Source organism: Endothiovibrio diazotrophicus, from assembly GCF_054657215.1.
In genome coordinates this window covers 1-16086 of the sequence record NZ_BAAHXB010000066.1, presented here as the reverse complement: position 1 = coordinate 16086, position 16086 = coordinate 1, and the positions used below count along the sequence as shown (strand labels likewise).

The following is a 16086-nucleotide window of genomic DNA, read 5'->3' as shown; positions in this document are numbered from 1 at the left end:
GAACGAGGGCAGTGAACCTCACTGTGGCAGCCTCGTTCCGATGGGCACGCTGCGCTTTGCCCATCCTACGGAGCCGGAGTCCTGAAGGGTCATGCCGAGGGGGCCACACCACGCCCAGGAGGTACTTAATGGACGCGATCACCACCCAGCCGCTCGCCGACGCCACTCCGCTCGCCCCGACCGAACTCGATGCCATCAACGCCTACTGGCGCGCCGCCAACTACCTCTCGGTGGGCCAGATCTACCTGCTCGACAACCCGCTGCTGCGCGAGCCGCTGCGCATCGAACACGTCAAGCCGCGGCTGCTCGGCCACTGGGGCACCACCCCCGGTCTCAACTTCATCTACGTCCACCTCAACCGGGTGATCCGCCGCGACGACCTCAACGTGGTCTACATCGCCGGCCCCGGCCACGGCGGCCCCGGCCTGGTGGCCAACACCTGGCTGGAGGGGACCTACAGCGAGTACTACCCCAACATCGCCGAGGATGCCGATGGCATGCGTCGGCTGTTCAAGCAGTTCTCCTTCCCCGGCGGCATCCCCAGCCACGTCGCGCCGGAGACCCCCGGCTCGATCCACGAGGGGGGTGAGCTGGGCTACGCACTTTCGCATGCCTACGGGGCCGCCTTCGACAACCCCGACCTGCTGGTCGCCTGCGTGGTCGGCGACGGCGAGGCGGAGACCGGCCCGCTGGCCACCGCCTGGCACGCCAACAAGTTCCTCAACCCGCGGCGCGACGGCGCGGTGCTGCCGATCCTCCACCTCAACGGCTACAAGATCGCCAACCCGACCATCCTCTCGCGCATCCCCCACGAGGAGCTGGAGTCGCTGTTCGTCGGCTACGGTTACCAGCCCTACTTCGTCGAGGGCTCCGATCCCGAGCGGATGCATCAGCGAATGGCCGCGGTTCTCGACGCCTGCCTGAAGGAGATCCGCGAGATCCAACGTCAGTCGCGCGAGGAGGGGGCGAGCGCCCGCCCACGCTGGCCGATGATCGTGCTGCGCTCACCCAAGGGGTGGACCGGGCCGGCGACGGTCGACGGCAACAAGACCGAGGGCTTCTGGCGCTCCCACCAGGTGCCGTTCAGCCAGGTGCGCGACAACCCGGAACACCTCGCGCTGTTGGAGCAGTGGATGAAGAGCTACCGCCCGGAGGAGCTGTTCACCGAGGAGGGGACGCTGCGCCCGGCGCTCAAGGACCTCGCCCCCGAGGGGCGCCGGCGGATGGGCGACAACCCCCACGCCAACGGCGGCATCCTGCTGAAGAACCTGAAGATGCCCGAGTTCGACGACTACGCGGTGGCGGTGCCGCGCCCCGGCTCGGTGGACGCCGAGGCGACCCGCGTGCAGGGGCGCTACCTGCGCGACGTGATGCGTCTCAACGAGGAGGCCGCCAACTTCCGCGTGTTCGGCCCCGACGAGACCGCCTCCAACCGCTGGAGCGACCTGTTCGAGGTGACCCAACGCACCTGGATGGAGCCGATCCTCGACGAGGACACTTTCCTCTCGCCGGACGGCCGAGTGATGGAGATGCTCTCCGAGCACACCTGCCAGGGCTGGCTGGAGGGCTACCTGCTGACCGGCCGCCACGGCTTCATGAACTGCTACGAGGCGTTCATCCACATCATCGACTCGATGTTCAACCAGCACGCCAAGTGGCTCAAGGTGACCAACGACGAGATCCCCTGGCGCCGCCCGGTGGCCTCGCTCAACTACCTGCTCTCCTCCCACGTCTGGCGCCAGGACCACAACGGTTTCTCGCACCAGGACCCCGGCTTCATCGACCACGTGGTGAACAAGAAATCGGATGTGATCCGCGTCTACCTGCCGCCGGACGCCAACACCCTGCTGTCGGTGACCGATCACTGCCTGCGCTCGCGCAACTACGTCAACGTGATCGTCGCCGGCAAGCAGCCGGCGCCGCAGTGGCTCGACATGGACAGCGCGATCAAGCACTGCACCAGCGGCATCGGCATCTGGGAGTGGGCGAGCAGCGACACCGACGACGGCGACCCCGACGTGGTGATGGCCTGCGCCGGCGACGTGCCGACCCTGGAGACCCTGGCCGCGGTCGACCTGCTGCGCCAGAACATCCCCGAGCTGAAGATCCGGGTGGTCAACGTGGTCGACCTGATGACCCTGCAACCACGCGAGGAGCACCCCCACGGCCTGCCCGACCGCCACTTCGACGACATCTTCACCACCGACAAGCCGGTGATCTTCGCCTACCACGGCTACCCGTGGTTGATCCACCGCCTCACCTACCGGCGCACCAACCACAAAAACCTGCACGTGCGCGGCTACAAGGAGGAGGGCACCACCACCACGCCGTTCGACATGGTGGTGATGAACGACCTGGACCGCTTCCACCTGGTGGCCGACGTGGTCGATCGCGTGCCCAAGCTCCGCCACCGCGCCGCCTACCTCAAGCAACTGGTGCGCGACAAGCTGATCGACCACAAGCGCTACATCCGCGAGCACGGCGAGGATATGCCGGAGATCCGGGAGTGGCGCTGGCCGTATTGAGTGCGGTTGGGGCGGGGTGGGGTGTGCCGAGGGACGCGGCGCACCCAAAGGGCAAAGGGCGAAGGGCGAAGGGCAAAGGGCAAAGGGCAAGTGGCCTGCGTTCGGCGTTGCGTGCCCTTCGATGCCGAATTCGGTCGGACGTCTCGCGTTGACGGAATCTCATGTGTGACGTATGTTTTCGACAAATTTGTACGTCAACAGGTGTCGTCATGCAAAGCAAGCTAACCCTCCGGCTGGACGAGTCGCTTATCAGGCAGGCAAAGGTCTACGCCAAACAGCACGACAAGTCCTTGTCTCAAGTGGTGTCCGACTATTTTCAACTGCTTACAAAAGGCGTGGAAAGCCCGGGAGTCCCGCCAATTACCCAGTCATTGATTGGCGTGATAAAGGATGTCGATGAGGAGGATTATGAAAGGCATTTGGAGGAGAAATACCTTTGAGAATCCTGTTCGATACCAATGTGATTCTTGATGTCCTATTGGCCAGAAGAGAGTTTGTCGCGATATCGAGCGGCCTGGTCGGTATGGTTGAAAGTGGAAGGATGGAAGGGTATTTGTGCGCGACGACAATCACCACGTTGGATTATTTGATCTCGAAGGCATTAACCCGGAAGCGGGCAAGGAATGAAATAAAAAAACTGCTGAATCTTTTTCATATAGCGGAAATCGACAAGAATGTTCTGGAACTTTCCGTCAACTCGGAATTCTCCGATTTTGAAGATGCGGTTCAATACTATTCCGGAAAATGCCGGGAAGTAGACGGCATCGTTACTCGAAACACCAAGGATTATAAGAGCGCCAAATTGCCGATTTATACCCCTGACGAACTCTGGGGAATTATGGCAAGTCGGCCGGTAGAACTGGAATAGCGATGGGTATGAAAGGGACAAGGTCGTCCCATTCGCGGATTCGGTCACGCCCCTTTCCGCGTCGATGGGTGCGATACCCGGACTTGAAGATCCGGGTGGTCAACGTGGTCGACCTGATGACCCTGCAACCGCGCGAGGAGCACTCCCACGGCCTGCCCGACCGCCACTTCGACGCCATCCGGGCTTCGATGTCGGATGGATCGGCGACAAGGCGGGGAATCGGCACGGCACCTCCGCGGCGGGCACTACGTACCCCAACCCGCTACGCCGCGAACAGCGTCAGCCGGTGTGCGTTACGATAGGGATTCCGATACCTACGCCAGCCGGGAACCGACAAGGCATGAGTGCCGCCTCCTCCTATCAGCCGCCCTACACCATCACTCCGGAGATCGTGAATCGGGTCGCCGCCATCGGTGAGGCGGTCGGGCGGCTGTCTGCGGTTGCGGAACAGCCCAGGGCACTACGGCTGCGGCGCATCAACCGCGTTCGGACCATTCAAGGTTCGCTGGCCATCGAGGGCAATACCCTGAGCGAGGCGCAGATCACCGCGATCCTGGAGGGCCGGCGGGTGATCGCCCCACCCCGCGAGGTGCAGGAGGTGAAGAATGCCTTGGCTGCCTACGATCGTTTTCCTGCATGGCGGCCGGAGGAGGAGGGGGACCTGCTGGAGGCGCACCGCATCCTGATGTCCGGCCTGATCGACCAGGCAGGCCGGTATCGGCGTGGCGGCGTGGGCGTGATGGCGGAGGGCCGGGTGATCCACATGGCGCCGCCGGCAGGCCGGGTGGCGCGACTGATGGGCGACCTGTTCGGCTGGCTCGTCGCGACCGACGACCATCCGCTCATCGCCGGATCGGTCTTTCACTACGAGTTCGAATTCATCCACCCCTTCGATGATGGCAATGGCCGGATGGGGCGGCTGTGGCAGAGCCTGATTCTCGCCCGTTGGAATCCGCTGTTCGCCGATATCCCGGTGGAAAGCCTGGTATTCGAACACCAGGCCGAGTATTACCAAGCGCTGCGGGAGAGTACCGAGCGTACCGACTGCGCGCCGTTCATCGCCTTCATGCTGTGGATGATCCAGGACGCCGTGATCTCCTCCGCCCCCCAAGTCGGCCCCCAAGTCAGCCCCCAAGTGGGCGAATTGCTGTCAGTGATGGAGGGGGAGGCGAGCCGCGAGGCGTTGCAAGCCGCTCTCGGCCTGCTGGATCGCAAATCGTTTCGCCAGCGCTACCTCAAGCCGGCGCTGGAACAGGGGCTGATCGAGATGACCATTCCGGATCGGCCTAACAGCCGTTTGCAGCGCTACCGGCTGACTGAAAAGGGGCTTCTGTTCGCCGGGTAAGGGCCGGCGGTTTTCGTCGGCCTCGATCAGCGCTACCAGCACCTCCATCTCCTCGAATTCCGGGGTGCCCGGTTCGGCCTGGAAGATGGTTTCGAGGCGAGCGAAGGCTGCGCGCAGATCGGTGTCGTTGCGGAGTGGATTGCTATGCATTGGCGGTCTCCACGTCGATCTCGTCCCAATCGATCAGCTATCTTGCGAATGATGTCTATAATGATACTATGAGTTCATGGTTGGCGTTGTCGAAATCCTACGGAAGATGGAGGAGAACCCCAAAGGGGTTCGTTTTCGCGATTTCCAGAAGGTTTGCGAGCACTTTTTCGGCCCGCCTCGTCAAAGCGGTGGTAGCCACTGCATTTTTCGGACGCCATGGCAAGGGGATCCCCGGATCAACATTCAAGACCACCGGGGATGGGCCAAGCCCTACCAAGTCAGGCAGGTTCTGGCTGCCGTTGAAAAACTCAGGGTGAAGCATGGTTCATGAAGCCGACAAATATACCTATCGAGTCACCTGGTCCGAAGAGGACGAGGCGTTCGTTGGTCTCTGTGCGGAATTTCCGAGCCTGAGCTGGCTGGATGAGACGCCGGAGGAGGCCCTTGGCGGGATTCGATCGGTGGTTCGATCGAGTATCGAGGAGATGGCGGCGGGTGGTGAGACGGTACCGGTGCCGTTGGCGATTCGGCGCTACAGCGGTCGTTTCGTGGTGCGCGTCCCACCGGAGGTTCATCGCCAACTGGCGATCGAGGCGGCGGAGTCGGGGGTCAGCCTGAATCGAATCGCGAGCGCGAAGCTGGCCCATTGAGCCGGCGTCAATTTCGGGGGGGGTGAGTTATGACCGAGAAGATCCGCATAGCCGATTTGCCCGAGTTCGATATCATCGAATACCTGGAAGATGGCCAGGCAATTGCCGAGTATCTGACCATCGTGCTTGAAGAGGATGATTCCGCGCTGCTGGCGGCGGCCATGGGCGACGTTGCCCGTGCGCGCGGCATGACCAAGATCGCGAAGGCCTGCGGGGTCGCCCGTGAGTAGCGCGGGCGGTTGGGGTATGCTGGACTCGGTGCTGATGCGGATCGAGTGAAGCCCTATTCGTTACGCAATATATTTCAGGAAAATGCTCCGTGCCTCAAAATGAGACAAGGAGAAAGTGGAGCATCATTGGCGGTTTCGTTTTGCCCCAACGACATGGGGTAGCCGGTGGCCACCGTGCGCCAATGATGCACCCCGTCGCGTGCGCAAGCGGCGGATGGTCGGGTCAAAGCATAGGGTTATCAACGCGCTGCCCTGCGAAAGTGGGCGCCTAGCTATGATACCGATCCGAACCATCATCCATTATCGGTTGGTGGGGCGCTCTGCCAACTGACTCATCAGGAAACATCCGATGACGAAGTTGACTCTGACGGTCAAGGTGGATGTTGCGAAAGTCATCAAGGCCCTGACAGGGCTGTTGTTGGCGATCGCGTACATAGTCCTTTGACCAAAAGTCCTAGGTCGGGGTAACGCCCGGCCTAGGCATTATTTCTTTGGCTTCGACTTGCATTGGTTAGCGCTGAAAATGCTCTAGTTCCAAAAAATGAGCGAAATGAAAAATATGGAAGAAAGGATGAGGCCATTGATGAATTAACATATGCACAATTGGCGGGTGATGTTCAAGAACTCTTGCGTAAGATCAGAGGAATTGCCTGAGGGCTATTCTTTCACGGCGCCATTGCTAGAATACGCGGATAATGAGATGAAAATTCTTCCTGTTAGTATCGGATACGTATAGCAAGGCGATCTTCGGATACAACTTCGTTTGCGCTGCAAGGCACGGTCGTTGGGCGGGCACCGCCTCCAAGCGGCAGTGCCCTCTAGTGAGAGTTGAGCCCGTTATGTCATCCTGTTCAACTGCCTGAACACACTGAGGATCTCATCGGAGAGATGCCACAGCACCCAGGCGAATTCGAGGATCTCTTCGCCTTCCAGCTGCGAGCCGCAGGCGCCGGTGGCGCCTTGGGCGAGGACGTAGCTGAGGCCGCGGGTGCGGCGCATTCGGCTTAGCAGGAGGTCGGTCAGGTCTTCGCGGGTCAGGTTGGGTTTGAGCTGGCTCCATTGGTCCAGCTCCATGGGCGGGACGGGTGTCGTCGGCCCTGTGGTAAGATTTTCTTGGTTCATGGGATTGATCTCTTAGTCTGGTGAAATCCCGATATGGGCCCCGTCCGGTGTTCGCGCACCGGGCGGTTACCCACCCTGTGGGCCGCGTCCGCGGCCGGTTTCCATTTCGTGGTTGATGATCGTTTCGGGGTCGTCGTGCCTCCTTGATGTGTTGTTTTGAACAGTTAAATGTTAGCGTTTGTGGCGCTGCGGATCAAGGGTTGTGGTGGGTTAAAAGTCAAATAAATCAATGTGTAGGAATAATCTGATCGATTCGGTTTGTGAGTGGTGCTTGCGTTTTGCGGTGGGAGGCAAATGAGTTGGAGTACGCGCTTGGGCGTGTACGAGTTTCCTGCCGTGGTCTGAAGGAACGCTGCATTTTTTGGCTATGTCTGATTGCGTGTTGCGATCGATGGCCGCGATCCACTGTAGGAGCGGCCCTTAGGCCGCGATTGCGACGGAGTGAGGCGCTTCGATTGGGCACGTGGTAGGAACGGACATGGCGTCATCGCGGCCTAGGAGCCTGTCGGACTATGGATGAATCGGCCGCGAAAGCGGGATGGCGGCCCTGCCCTTTTCCGAAAATCCTCGTCAAATAGCTCACTACTCTCCTCGAATTTTCGAAAAATTGGGGCCGCCCTCCTGCCCTCCCGCGACTCGATCCCCCATAGTCCGACAGGCTCCTAGGGGCCGCTCCTACAGTCGAGGGATGTCGCAGCAGCTAACTCGGACATGGATGGTTTTTTGCGCGTACAGCCCCGGGGCTGTACTCCTCGGCAGGGCGTCGTTACGCGGATTCTTTTCGAGGTGGCGTCCCGTCCGGGCAGCGCGGAGGCTGGAGATGAATCTGTTCAAAACCTTCGTCGATTGGCTGCTTGCGCTCGGTCTGCTCTTCAGCGGCGCGGCGGGGGCGGAGGAGGTGCTCACCATCGGGCTCGCCTCGGAGCCGACCTCGATCGATCCGCACTTCCATAACCTCACCCCCAACAACGCGCTGGCCGATCAGCTCTTCAGCCGGTTGGTGGAGCAGGACGAGCGGCAGAATCTGATTCCGGGGCTGGCGACTTCGTGGCGGGCGGTGGACGACACCACCCGGGAGTTCAGGCTGCGCCGCGGGGTGACCTTTCACGACGGTACGCCGTTCACCGCCGACGACGTGCTGTTCACCAACCGGCTGATCTAACTGCAGCTGGATCAGGTCCGCCACGCCTCGCCGTTCGTCACCGCCAACGGCGGCGGCCCCATCGACAACCCCTGCCGCCGGACGCCAACACCGTGCTGTCGGTCACCGACCACCACCACGCCGTTCGACATGGTGGTGATGAACGGTCTGGACCGCTTCCACCTCCTGGCCGACGTGGTCGAGCGGGTGCCCAAGCTGCGCCACCGCGCCGCCTACCTCAAGCAACTGGTGCGCGACAAGCTGATCGACCACAAGCGCTACATCCGCGAGCACGGCGAGGACATGCCGGAGATCCGCGACTGGCGTGGCCCTGCTGATTCCGGTCGAATCCCCGGTCGAATCCCCGGACGAACGGTTACCTGGATGTATTACTCAGGTAATGTTCCTCCGCTATCGTCTGCATCAACTGGCAGATGGGGAGGGGCGTGGCATGTTCGATGAGGTGATCTGCGGCGATTGCGGCGAGTCGCTGGTGCTCGATGATGGTGACGAGGCACAGCGCTGCCCGGCCTGCGGGGCGGACCGGGAGCATCTATTCCCGGCGGACGATACCAACTGAAAAAGGCCCGGCGGATTCCGCCGGGCCTTTCTCATCGCGGGGTGTACTGCTCAGTTCGGTTCAGGTTCGGGTTCGCGGTTGGCGACCAACATGGCGGTGGCCGACACCGCAAGACCGGCCGCGACGCAGCCGATGCCGAAGGCGCTGAAGCCGGTAAGGGTGCCGACGACGGTGGAGAGCAGGGCGAGGGCGCCGCCTACGCAGGCCCCTTCGACGAGGGTCAGTTCGGTCAGTTCGTGTTTGGTCATGGTCGCGTTCTCCGTTCCAGGTTGAGTCAAATTCTGGAGGCCGGAGGGGGCTCTGGCAATCACCTCAATTGTTTAATTTGACGCATTAAATTATTTACACGCGTTTTTTGTGATTATTATCTGACGTCCGGTACAAAATAAAACAACCAATTGTTTTTAATAAAGTTTATTAATTTATAATGTTTTGATGATAGAGTTTTTTTACGGCCTTGCAAGCCATTGTCATTGCCTTTTCCTGCAAATTTCATGGTGATATCGCGAAATTTTGACGAATAACGCGGTAGATGACGAGAAGGGGGTTGGGGAGATCCCTGGAAACGATCCGTGGAGTGCGCGGGGAGGGGGGTATTTTTTCGTAGTGGCGTGGTTTGCCCGTCATCGCCCGCATCGTTGCCGGAACGGCGTGCCCGGGGTTTGTGACCTTCTGCGTTCCGGCGTGGCATAGTATCGGCCCGTTTTCACGACGCCCGGTCCGCTTCATGTTTGCGCCAAAGCTGCTCTCCCTCGCTTCCCCCCGTGCCGGGCTGTTCGCGCTGCTGTTGCTTCTGGGTCTGCTCACCCGGGTCGGTGGCCTCTCCCACCCCGACAGCGTGGTGTTCGACGAGGTCCATTTCGGCAAATTCGTAACCGCCTACTGCTGCAACCACCAGCGGATCTTCGATGTCCATCCCCCCCACGCGAAGCTGCTGATCGCCGGTACGGCGTGGCTCGGCGGTTATCGGGGCGGGGTCTCCTTCGAGAAGATCGGCGAGCCCTACGGGGCGGTCTCACCCCTCCCGTTGCGGCTGCTCCCGGCGCTGGCGGGGGCGCTGTTGGCACCGCTGCTCTTCGTCCTGCTGCTGCAACTGGGGGCGTCGCTGCCGGCGGCGGTGTTTGGCGGGCTGGTGGTGGTGCTGGACAACGCATTGGTGGTCCAGTCGCGCCTGATCAACCTCGACGTGCCGCTGCTGTTGGCCACCTTCGGCTCCCTCAGCCTGTGGCTCGCCGCGGAGCGGGCCGCCGGCGCGGGGAGGCGGTGGCTGTTGTGGGGCAGCGGGGCGGCGGCCGGACTGGCGGTGGGATGCAAGATGACCGGGCTGGCGGCGGTGGGGTTGCCGGCGATTCTGGTGGGGGTGGCCGTCTGGCGGGAGCGGAAGCGGCTGTTCGCGGCGCTGGGGCGTTACCTTCAGTTCGTTGCAGTGGCGGTGCTGGTCTATCTGGCGGGGTGGTGGCTCCACTTCCATCTGCTCACCGAGCCGGGGCAGGCCGATGCGTGGGGGCCCTGGACCGGCTCGTTCTTCACCGACCTGTTCAAGGTCCATCGGGACATCTTCGCCTTCAACACCGGGCTCACCACCCAGCACACCGACGGCAGCCGCTGGTGGAGCTGGCCGTGGATGGGCACCCCCATCTACTACTGGGTGGTGGACAAGGCGCGCATCTACCTGCTGGGCAATCCGGCGGTCTGGTGGGGGGTGTCGCTGCTGCTGCTGGTGATGGTGGTCAACCTGCCGCTGGGGCGGGTGAGCGCGCTGGTGGCGCGCGGCGAGCGGCGGCACCCGCTGTGGCTGCCGCTGTGGGGGTTCGCCTGCTCCTACCTGCCGTTCATCCTGATCGGGCGGGTGATGTTCCTCTACCACTACCTGACGCCGCTGCTCTTCTCGATTTTGGCGGTGGTGCTGTGGCTCGACGAGATCGGCTGGATCGGCGGCGAGGCGGGGTGGCGGCAGCGGGTCAGTTTCTACGGGGTGCTGGTGATCATGGTCGCCGGGTTCGTCGCGATCTCGCCGTTGACCTATGGGACCGTGTGGGGGAGTGGGGTGGGGGATTGGTTGTTTGCCCGCTTTCCCGGCTGGCAATAATCGCACGTCCCTGTAGGCAATCGCGGCCTTGGGGCCGCTCCTACAGGAGAGGGCGGCGGCGTGTAGGAGCGGCCCCAAGGCCGCGATGGTGCGGAGTGCGGCCTTGCCGGATCAGACCGCTTGTCGTTGTCGCTCGCCCTGGATTGCGTGAGCCCCAATTCCTTCGCGTTCTTCGTGTTGAAGATCGGCGTTCGATCGGGGCTGTGACGTCGACCGTCGATCCGCTCCCGGGTCGTTCCCCCTCAATCCCAGATCAGCGGCGGCTCGTCGAGCAGCGCGGCCTGTTCGCGCAGGGCGAGGATGTGCTCCTCCCAGTAGCGAGGCTGGTTGAACCAGGGAAAGGCCAGCGGGAAGGCGGGGTCGTCCCAGCGGCGGGCGAGCCAGGCGGCGTAGTGGATGATGCGCAGGGTGCGCAGCGCCTCCACCAGGTGCAACTCGCGGGGGTCGAAGTCGCGGAATTCGGTGTAGCCCACCAGCAGGTCCATCAGCCGCTCCTGGGCGTAGGGACGGTCGCCGGAGAGGAACATCCACAGGTCCTGGACCGCCGGGCCGTTGCGGGCGTCGTCGAAGTCGACGATGTGCGGGCCGGCATCGGTCCACAGGATGTTGCCGGGGTGGCAGTCGCCGTGGAGGCGGATATGACGCACGTCGCCGGCGTCGGCAAAGCGGTAGCCGATGCGTTCGATCAGGTCCTCGGCCAGCGTCCGGTAGGGGATGGCCAGGTAGTCCGGGAGCAGGCCGGACTCCATCACGTAGCGGTAGGAGTCGATGCCGAAGTGCTCGATGGTCAGGGTCGGCCGGTGCTCGAACGGGGCGGTCTCGCCGAGGGTGTGGATGCGACCGAGGAAGCGGCCCATCTGCTCCAGATGGTCGGGGTTGTCGAGCTCCGGGGCGTGGCCGCCGCGGCGGGGGTAGAGGGCGAAGCGGTAGGGGGCGTGGCTGAGCAGGGTCTCGCCGTGGTCGTCGCGCAGAGGGGGCACCACCGGGATCTCCAGTTCGGCCAGCGCCAGGGTGAAGTCGTGCTCCTCGCGGATCGCCGCGTCCGTCCAGCGGCCGGGGCGGTAGAACTTGGCGATCAGCGGGGCGGCGTCCTCGATCCCCACCTGGTAGACCCGGTTCTCGTAGGAGTTGAGGGCCAGGAAGCGCCCGTCGCAGCGGTAGCCCGCGCTCTCCACCGCATCCAGAATCCCGTCGGGGCCCAGCGCCCGGTAGGCCTGATTTTCGTCACTGTTGATCATGCGAAGGGTTATTCGACCTTATCCTGTGGGAGCGAAGTGCGGTGCGAAGAACCGGCATTCGGCAGAAACGGAAACGGCGTCATCGCGGCCTGAGGGCCGCTCCTACAGGAACGGTCGGCAGGGCGTTCAGGTCCTCGACTTCAGCATGCCCTTCGTGGTGAAACCGGAGCCTCAATGCCGCGACGACATCACCCGCTGCTTGTCGCGCTGCCAGTCGCGCTCCTTCTCGGTGGCGCGCTTGTCGTGCTGCTTCTTGCCCTTGGCCAGCGCGATCTCCAGCTTGGCGCGGCTGCTCTTCCAGTACATTGCGGTGACCACCAGGGCGTAGCCCTTGCGCTCCACCGCGCCGATCAGCTGGTCCAGCTCGCGCCGGTGGAGCAGCAGCCGGCGGTTGCGCAGCGGCTCCGGGGTGATGTGGCTGGAGGCGGTGAGCAGCGGGCTGATGTGGACGCCGAAGAGGAACGCCTCGCCGTCCTTCAGCAGGACGTAGCTCTCGGTGAGGTTGACCCGTCCCTCGCGCAGGCTCTTCACCTCCCAGCCCTGCAGTGCGATGCCCGCCTCGAGGCGCTGCTCGATGAAGTAGTCGTGACCCGCCTTCTTGTTCAGCGCAATGGTCGCGCCGCCGTGGCCGGCCTTCTTTTTTGAACCTTTCTTTGCCATGGCGGCGGATTATACGCCCACGCGAATTTCCCGTCAGGATTCCCGGGAGGTATTGCGGGTGTCCATCGCGTTGCCATGGTGGAGGTTGTGCCGGCGTTCGGGACGGGGAATTCGCGCAATTTGGAATGCGTGCGGTTGAGGGTGGGGGGGAATTGGCGGAAAATCGGTAGTTTCGGATAAATAAATGAAAAAAACCGGGGGCGGGGCGAGGTCATGAGCGAGCGGCGCAAATCGATTCACGGGCAGTGGTCCTCCCGTTGGGCCTTCATCCTGGCGGCCACCGGCTCGGCGGTGGGGCTCGGCAACGTCTGGCGATTCCCCTACGTGGCCGGCGAGAACGGCGGCGGGGCCTTCGTGCTGATCTACCTCGCCTGTATCCTGCTGATCGGCCTGCCGATCATGATGGCCGAGGTGATGCTGGGGCGGCGCGGGCGGCAGAGCCCGATCAACACCATGCGCGCCCTGGTCGCCGATCTCGGGGTCTCCCGTCACTGGCAGCTCCTCGGCTGGGGCGGGTTGGTGGCCGGGTTCATGATCCTCTCCTACTACAGCGTGATCGCCGGCTGGACCGTCGCCTACGCCTTCCGCGCCGCCGCGGGGGTCTTCACCGGCGCCACCGGCGAGGTGGTGAAAGGGGTCTTCGATTCGCTGATCGCCGATCCGGAGCGCCAGCTCGCCTGGCACACCATCTTCATGGTGATGACCGTGGTGGTGGTCGCCCGCGGGGTGAAGAGCGGGCTGGAGCAGGCGGTGCGGGTGCTGATGCCGGCGCTCTTCCTGCTGCTCATCGTGATGGTGGGCTACGCCATGAATACCGGCCACTTCGCCGAGGGGTTCGCCTTCCTGTTCAAGCCCGACTTCGGCGCGATCACCGGCGCCGGGGTGCTGGAGGCCATGGGCCAGGCCTTCTTCTCGCTGTCGCTGGGGATGGGGGCGATCATGATCTACGGCTCCTACCTCTCCTCCCACGCCTCCATCGCCCACACCTCGCTGGTGATCGTGCTCGCCGACACCTTGGTGGCGGTGCTCGCCGGCGTCGCCATCTTCCCCATCGTCTTCGCCCACGGCCTGGAGCCGGCGTCCGGTCCGGGGCTGGTCTTCCAGGTGCTGCCGGTGGCCTTCGGCAACATCCCGGGAGGCACCTTCTTCGCCACGCTATTCTTCCTGCTGCTGGTGTTCGCCGCCTGGACCTCGGCGATCTCCCTGGTGGAGCCGGCGGTGGCGTGGCTGGTGGAGAACCACGGCATGAACCGGGTGATGGCCGCCGCCTGGGTGGGGATCGCGGCCTGGCTGCTGGGGATCGGTTCGCTGCTCTCCTTCAATGCCTGGTCGGAGGTGAAGTTCTTCGGCGGTATCGATCTCTTCGGCCATGTCACCGAGGGCAAGACCTTCTTCGATCTGTTCGACTTCCTCACCTCCAACGTCATGCTGCCCCTGGGTGGGCTGCTGATCGCGGTGTTTGCCGGCTTCGTGCTCCCCCGTGAGGCGAGCCGCGAGGAGCTGCGGCTGGCCGATTGGCAGTACCGGCTGTGGCACTTCCTGGTCCGCTTCATCGCCCCCGCGGCGGTGGCGGTGGTCTTCTTCAACGCCATCGGTCTGTTCAAGCTGTTCGACCACTAGGCGATACGTCCGTCTTCGAGGTTTCCCCGTCCCGTGACCATCCTCAACCGCACGGCCCTGGTTCCCTACAGCGCGAGCGAGATGTTCGCCCTGGTCAACGATATCGAGGCCTATCCGCAGTTTCTTCCCTGGTGCCGTTCGGCGAAGGTGCTCGATGCCGAGCCCGATGCCCTGCGCGCTTCCATCGAGTTGGCCAAGGGACCGGTCAACAAGTCCTTCACCACCATCAACCGCATCCAGAAGGACAAGATGATCGAGATGCGCCTGGAGAGCGGGCCGTTCAAGCGGCTGGAGGGGTTCTGGCGCTTCGAGGCGCTCAGTGAGCAGGCGTGCAAGGTGATGCTCGACATGGACTTCGAGTTCTCCAACCGGGTGATCGGCATGGCCCTCGGGCCGGTGTTCAACGAGATCTGCTCGACCCTGGTGGAGGCCTTCCACCAGCGGGCGCGGCAGGTCTATGGCAAGCGGTGACGATGATGAGTGAGACAATCAAGGTGGAGGTGGCCTACGCCCGCGCCGACGTGCAGGTGATCGTGCCGCTGGAGCTGGCGGCGGGGGCCACGGTGGAGGCGGCGATCCGCGCCTCGGGGCTGCTGGAGCGCTTCGCCGAGATCGATCTGGCGAAGAACAAGGTGGGGATCTTCGGCAAGGCGAGCAAGCCGGCCAATGCGCTGACCGACGGCGACCGGGTGGAGATCTACCGCCCGCTGATCGCCGACCCCAAGGCGGTGCGCAAGGAGCGCGCGGCGGCCGGCAAGGCGATGAAGAAGGGGGCGGGGGAGGGGTGAGGCTTAGTCGACGACGCCCTTGATGCCGTCCCAGATGCCGCGGAAGAAGCCCTTTTCGTCCTTCTCGCGCGGGGCGCCCTCGCCGGGGACGGTGAGCACCTGCTCCGGGGGCTTCGGCTCGATCTCGCCGGGCGCGCGGGGGCGGTAGTTCCCCTCCAGGGTGACCAGCCGGTCATCCTGGAAGTGGAGGGTCAGGCGGCGCTCCTCGCGCTCGCCGCTGCCCGGCTTGAAACTGTAGTAGTAGTCCCAGCGCTGGGCGTGGAACGGGTCCTCCACCAGCGGGGTGCCGAGCAGGAAGCGCACCTGGCGCTTGGTCATCCCCGGCTTGAGCTGGTCGACCTGCTCCTGCTCCACCACGTTGCCCTGCTGGATGTCGATGCGGTGGACCCAGCTGGATTCCAGGGGCGAGCAGGCGGAGAGGACGAGAGCGCCGGCGAGGGCCGCCGAGGCGAACGAAATGGGAAGTTTTCTCATTTTTCGATGGGTCGGGGTACAATACAGGACGCGGTAGGGGCGGCCGCAACGGGGGCCATCATACCCCAACCATCCTTTCTTTAATACGCCCGCGGGAGAGCCGCCGCTGTGGAGTCCGCCGATCTGAAGAGGGCCGGTCTGAAGGTGACCGCGCCGCGCCTCAAGGTGCTGGAAATGCTGGAGGCGCACGCCGACCGCCACCTCTCCGCCGAGGAGCTCTACCGCCTGCTCACCGATGCCGGCGAGGAGATCGGTCTGGCCACCGTCTACCGGGTGCTGACCCAGTTCGAGGCCGCCGGCCTGGTGGCGCGCCACCACTTCGAGGGGGGCCACTCGGTCTTCGAGCTGGAACAGGGCAACCACCACGACCACATCCTCTGCGTCAAATGCGGCCGGGTGGAGGAGTTCGTCGATCCGGTGATCGAGGAGCGCCAGCGGGAGATCGCCCGCGAGAAGGGCTTCGAGATGACCGACCACAGCCTGCACATCTTCGGCGTCTGCGCCGCCTGCCGCTCCTCCTGACGGGTGTTTGCGCTTTCCAACTCGACCCTTAGGGCCCGCGAAAGAATAACTTCCTGTTTTGGAACGCCGAGCCACTCCGCCCGG

General features: G+C 63.4%; 20 protein-coding genes. 15 read left to right on the top strand and 5 right to left on the bottom strand.

Features of this window, described 5'->3' with window-relative positions:
* The first annotated feature begins 128 nt into the window (after positions 1 to 128).
* The 7 genes from ACYQ2W_RS15905 to ACYQ2W_RS15875 all read left to right on the top strand — a co-directional run bounded on the left by ACYQ2W_RS15905 (position 129) and on the right by ACYQ2W_RS15875 (position 5768).
* Entirely contained in the window at positions 129 to 2525 is a 2397-nt protein-coding gene (locus tag ACYQ2W_RS15905) for a phosphoketolase family protein (protein ID WP_459869189.1), read from the top strand.
* Positions 2526 to 2734: 209 nt separating this feature from the next.
* A complete protein-coding gene (locus tag ACYQ2W_RS15900) occupies positions 2735 to 2965 on the top strand; it encodes a DUF6364 family protein (protein WP_459869187.1) in 231 nt (76 codons plus the stop codon).
* Entirely contained in the window at positions 2962 to 3393 is a 432-nt protein-coding gene (locus ACYQ2W_RS15895) for a PIN domain-containing protein (RefSeq protein WP_459869184.1), read from the top strand. Before ACYQ2W_RS15900 ends, ACYQ2W_RS15895 begins: the two co-directional genes overlap by 4 nt.
* Before the next feature lie 83 nt (positions 3394 to 3476).
* Positions 3477 to 3695 (top strand): phosphoketolase family protein, encoded by a 219-nt coding sequence (locus ACYQ2W_RS15890; protein WP_459869182.1) that lies wholly within the window; start codon positions 3477 to 3479, stop codon positions 3693 to 3695.
* A gap of 38 nt (positions 3696 to 3733) precedes the next feature.
* The gene (locus tag ACYQ2W_RS15885; protein ID WP_459869180.1) at positions 3734 to 4738 is read left to right on the top strand and encodes a Fic family protein; all 1005 of its coding nucleotides are present in this window, start codon (positions 3734 to 3736) and stop codon (positions 4736 to 4738) included.
* 470 nt (positions 4739 to 5208) lie between these two features.
* Positions 5209 to 5538 (top strand): type II toxin-antitoxin system HicB family antitoxin, encoded by a 330-nt coding sequence (locus ACYQ2W_RS15880; RefSeq protein WP_459869178.1) that lies wholly within the window; start codon positions 5209 to 5211, stop codon positions 5536 to 5538.
* 29 nt (positions 5539 to 5567) lie between these two features.
* Positions 5568 to 5768 (top strand): addiction module antidote protein, encoded by a 201-nt coding sequence (locus ACYQ2W_RS15875; RefSeq protein WP_459869176.1) that lies wholly within the window; start codon positions 5568 to 5570, stop codon positions 5766 to 5768.
* 837 nt (positions 5769 to 6605) lie between these two features.
* Here ACYQ2W_RS15875 and ACYQ2W_RS15870 read toward each other — a convergent pair.
* A complete protein-coding gene (locus ACYQ2W_RS15870) occupies positions 6606 to 6890 on the bottom strand; it encodes a hypothetical protein (protein WP_459869174.1) in 285 nt (94 codons plus the stop codon).
* Positions 6891 to 7710: 820 nt separating this feature from the next.
* On the opposite strand from ACYQ2W_RS15870, the gene ACYQ2W_RS15865 reads away from it, so the two are divergent.
* From ACYQ2W_RS15865 to ACYQ2W_RS15855, 3 genes are read left to right on the top strand one after another with little or no spacing between them, the layout of a single operon-like run.
* Positions 7711 to 8052: an ABC transporter substrate-binding protein gene (locus ACYQ2W_RS15865; RefSeq protein ID WP_459869172.1), complete on the top strand. Its 342-nt coding sequence runs from the start codon at positions 7711 to 7713 to the stop codon at positions 8050 to 8052.
* Positions 8053 to 8493: a phosphoketolase family protein gene (locus ACYQ2W_RS15860; protein WP_459869211.1), complete on the top strand. Its 441-nt coding sequence runs from the start codon at positions 8053 to 8055 to the stop codon at positions 8491 to 8493.
* The gene (locus tag ACYQ2W_RS15855; RefSeq protein ID WP_459869170.1) at positions 8483 to 8611 is read left to right on the top strand and encodes a hypothetical protein; all 129 of its coding nucleotides are present in this window, start codon (positions 8483 to 8485) and stop codon (positions 8609 to 8611) included. The genes ACYQ2W_RS15860 and ACYQ2W_RS15855 overlap by 11 nt, the downstream gene beginning before the upstream one ends.
* Positions 8612 to 8661: 50 nt before the next feature.
* On the opposite strand, the gene ACYQ2W_RS15850 is transcribed toward ACYQ2W_RS15855, so the two are convergent.
* Positions 8662 to 8859 (bottom strand): hypothetical protein, encoded by a 198-nt coding sequence (locus ACYQ2W_RS15850; protein WP_459869168.1) that lies wholly within the window; start codon positions 8857 to 8859, stop codon positions 8662 to 8664.
* Positions 8860 to 9338: 479 nt separating this feature from the next.
* On the opposite strand from ACYQ2W_RS15850, the gene ACYQ2W_RS15845 reads away from it, so the two are divergent.
* Positions 9339 to 10700, top strand: coding sequence for a phospholipid carrier-dependent glycosyltransferase (locus tag ACYQ2W_RS15845; protein ID WP_459869166.1), 1362 nt, complete (start codon positions 9339 to 9341; stop codon positions 10698 to 10700).
* A gap of 242 nt (positions 10701 to 10942) precedes the next feature.
* On the opposite strand, the gene ACYQ2W_RS15840 is transcribed toward ACYQ2W_RS15845, so the two are convergent.
* Both ACYQ2W_RS15840 and smpB read right to left on the bottom strand, forming a co-directional pair.
* On the bottom strand, positions 10943 to 11938 hold the full coding sequence (locus ACYQ2W_RS15840; RefSeq protein ID WP_459869164.1) for a serine/threonine protein kinase: 996 nt from the start codon (positions 11936 to 11938) through the stop codon (positions 10943 to 10945).
* Positions 11939 to 12109: 171 nt separating this feature from the next.
* The gene (gene smpB, locus ACYQ2W_RS15835) at positions 12110 to 12598 is read right to left on the bottom strand and encodes an SsrA-binding protein SmpB (RefSeq protein WP_459869162.1); all 489 of its coding nucleotides are present in this window, start codon (positions 12596 to 12598) and stop codon (positions 12110 to 12112) included.
* A gap of 213 nt (positions 12599 to 12811) precedes the next feature.
* Between smpB and ACYQ2W_RS15830 the strand changes: the two genes are divergently transcribed.
* The 3 genes from ACYQ2W_RS15830 to ACYQ2W_RS15820 are packed head-to-tail and all read left to right on the top strand — an operon-like array spanning position 12812 to position 15006.
* A complete protein-coding gene (locus ACYQ2W_RS15830; RefSeq protein ID WP_459869160.1) occupies positions 12812 to 14218 on the top strand; it encodes a sodium-dependent transporter in 1407 nt (468 codons plus the stop codon).
* A 33-nt stretch (positions 14219 to 14251) separates the two neighbouring features.
* Positions 14252 to 14689, top strand: a complete 438-nt coding sequence (locus ACYQ2W_RS15825; RefSeq protein ID WP_459869158.1) for a type II toxin-antitoxin system RatA family toxin — start codon at positions 14252 to 14254, stop codon at positions 14687 to 14689.
* 2 nt (positions 14690 to 14691) lie between these two features.
* The gene (locus tag ACYQ2W_RS15820; protein WP_459869156.1) at positions 14692 to 15006 is read left to right on the top strand and encodes an RnfH family protein; all 315 of its coding nucleotides are present in this window, start codon (positions 14692 to 14694) and stop codon (positions 15004 to 15006) included.
* A 3-nt stretch (positions 15007 to 15009) separates the two neighbouring features.
* Here ACYQ2W_RS15820 and ACYQ2W_RS15815 read toward each other — a convergent pair whose 3' ends face one another.
* Positions 15010 to 15480: an outer membrane protein assembly factor BamE gene (locus tag ACYQ2W_RS15815; protein WP_459869154.1), complete on the bottom strand. Its 471-nt coding sequence runs from the start codon at positions 15478 to 15480 to the stop codon at positions 15010 to 15012.
* Between the two features lie 108 nt (positions 15481 to 15588).
* On the opposite strand from ACYQ2W_RS15815, the gene fur reads away from it, so the two are divergent.
* Positions 15589 to 16002, top strand: coding sequence for a ferric iron uptake transcriptional regulator (gene fur, locus ACYQ2W_RS15810; protein ID WP_459869152.1), 414 nt, complete (start codon positions 15589 to 15591; stop codon positions 16000 to 16002).
* Positions 16003 to 16086: the final 84 nt, after the last annotated feature.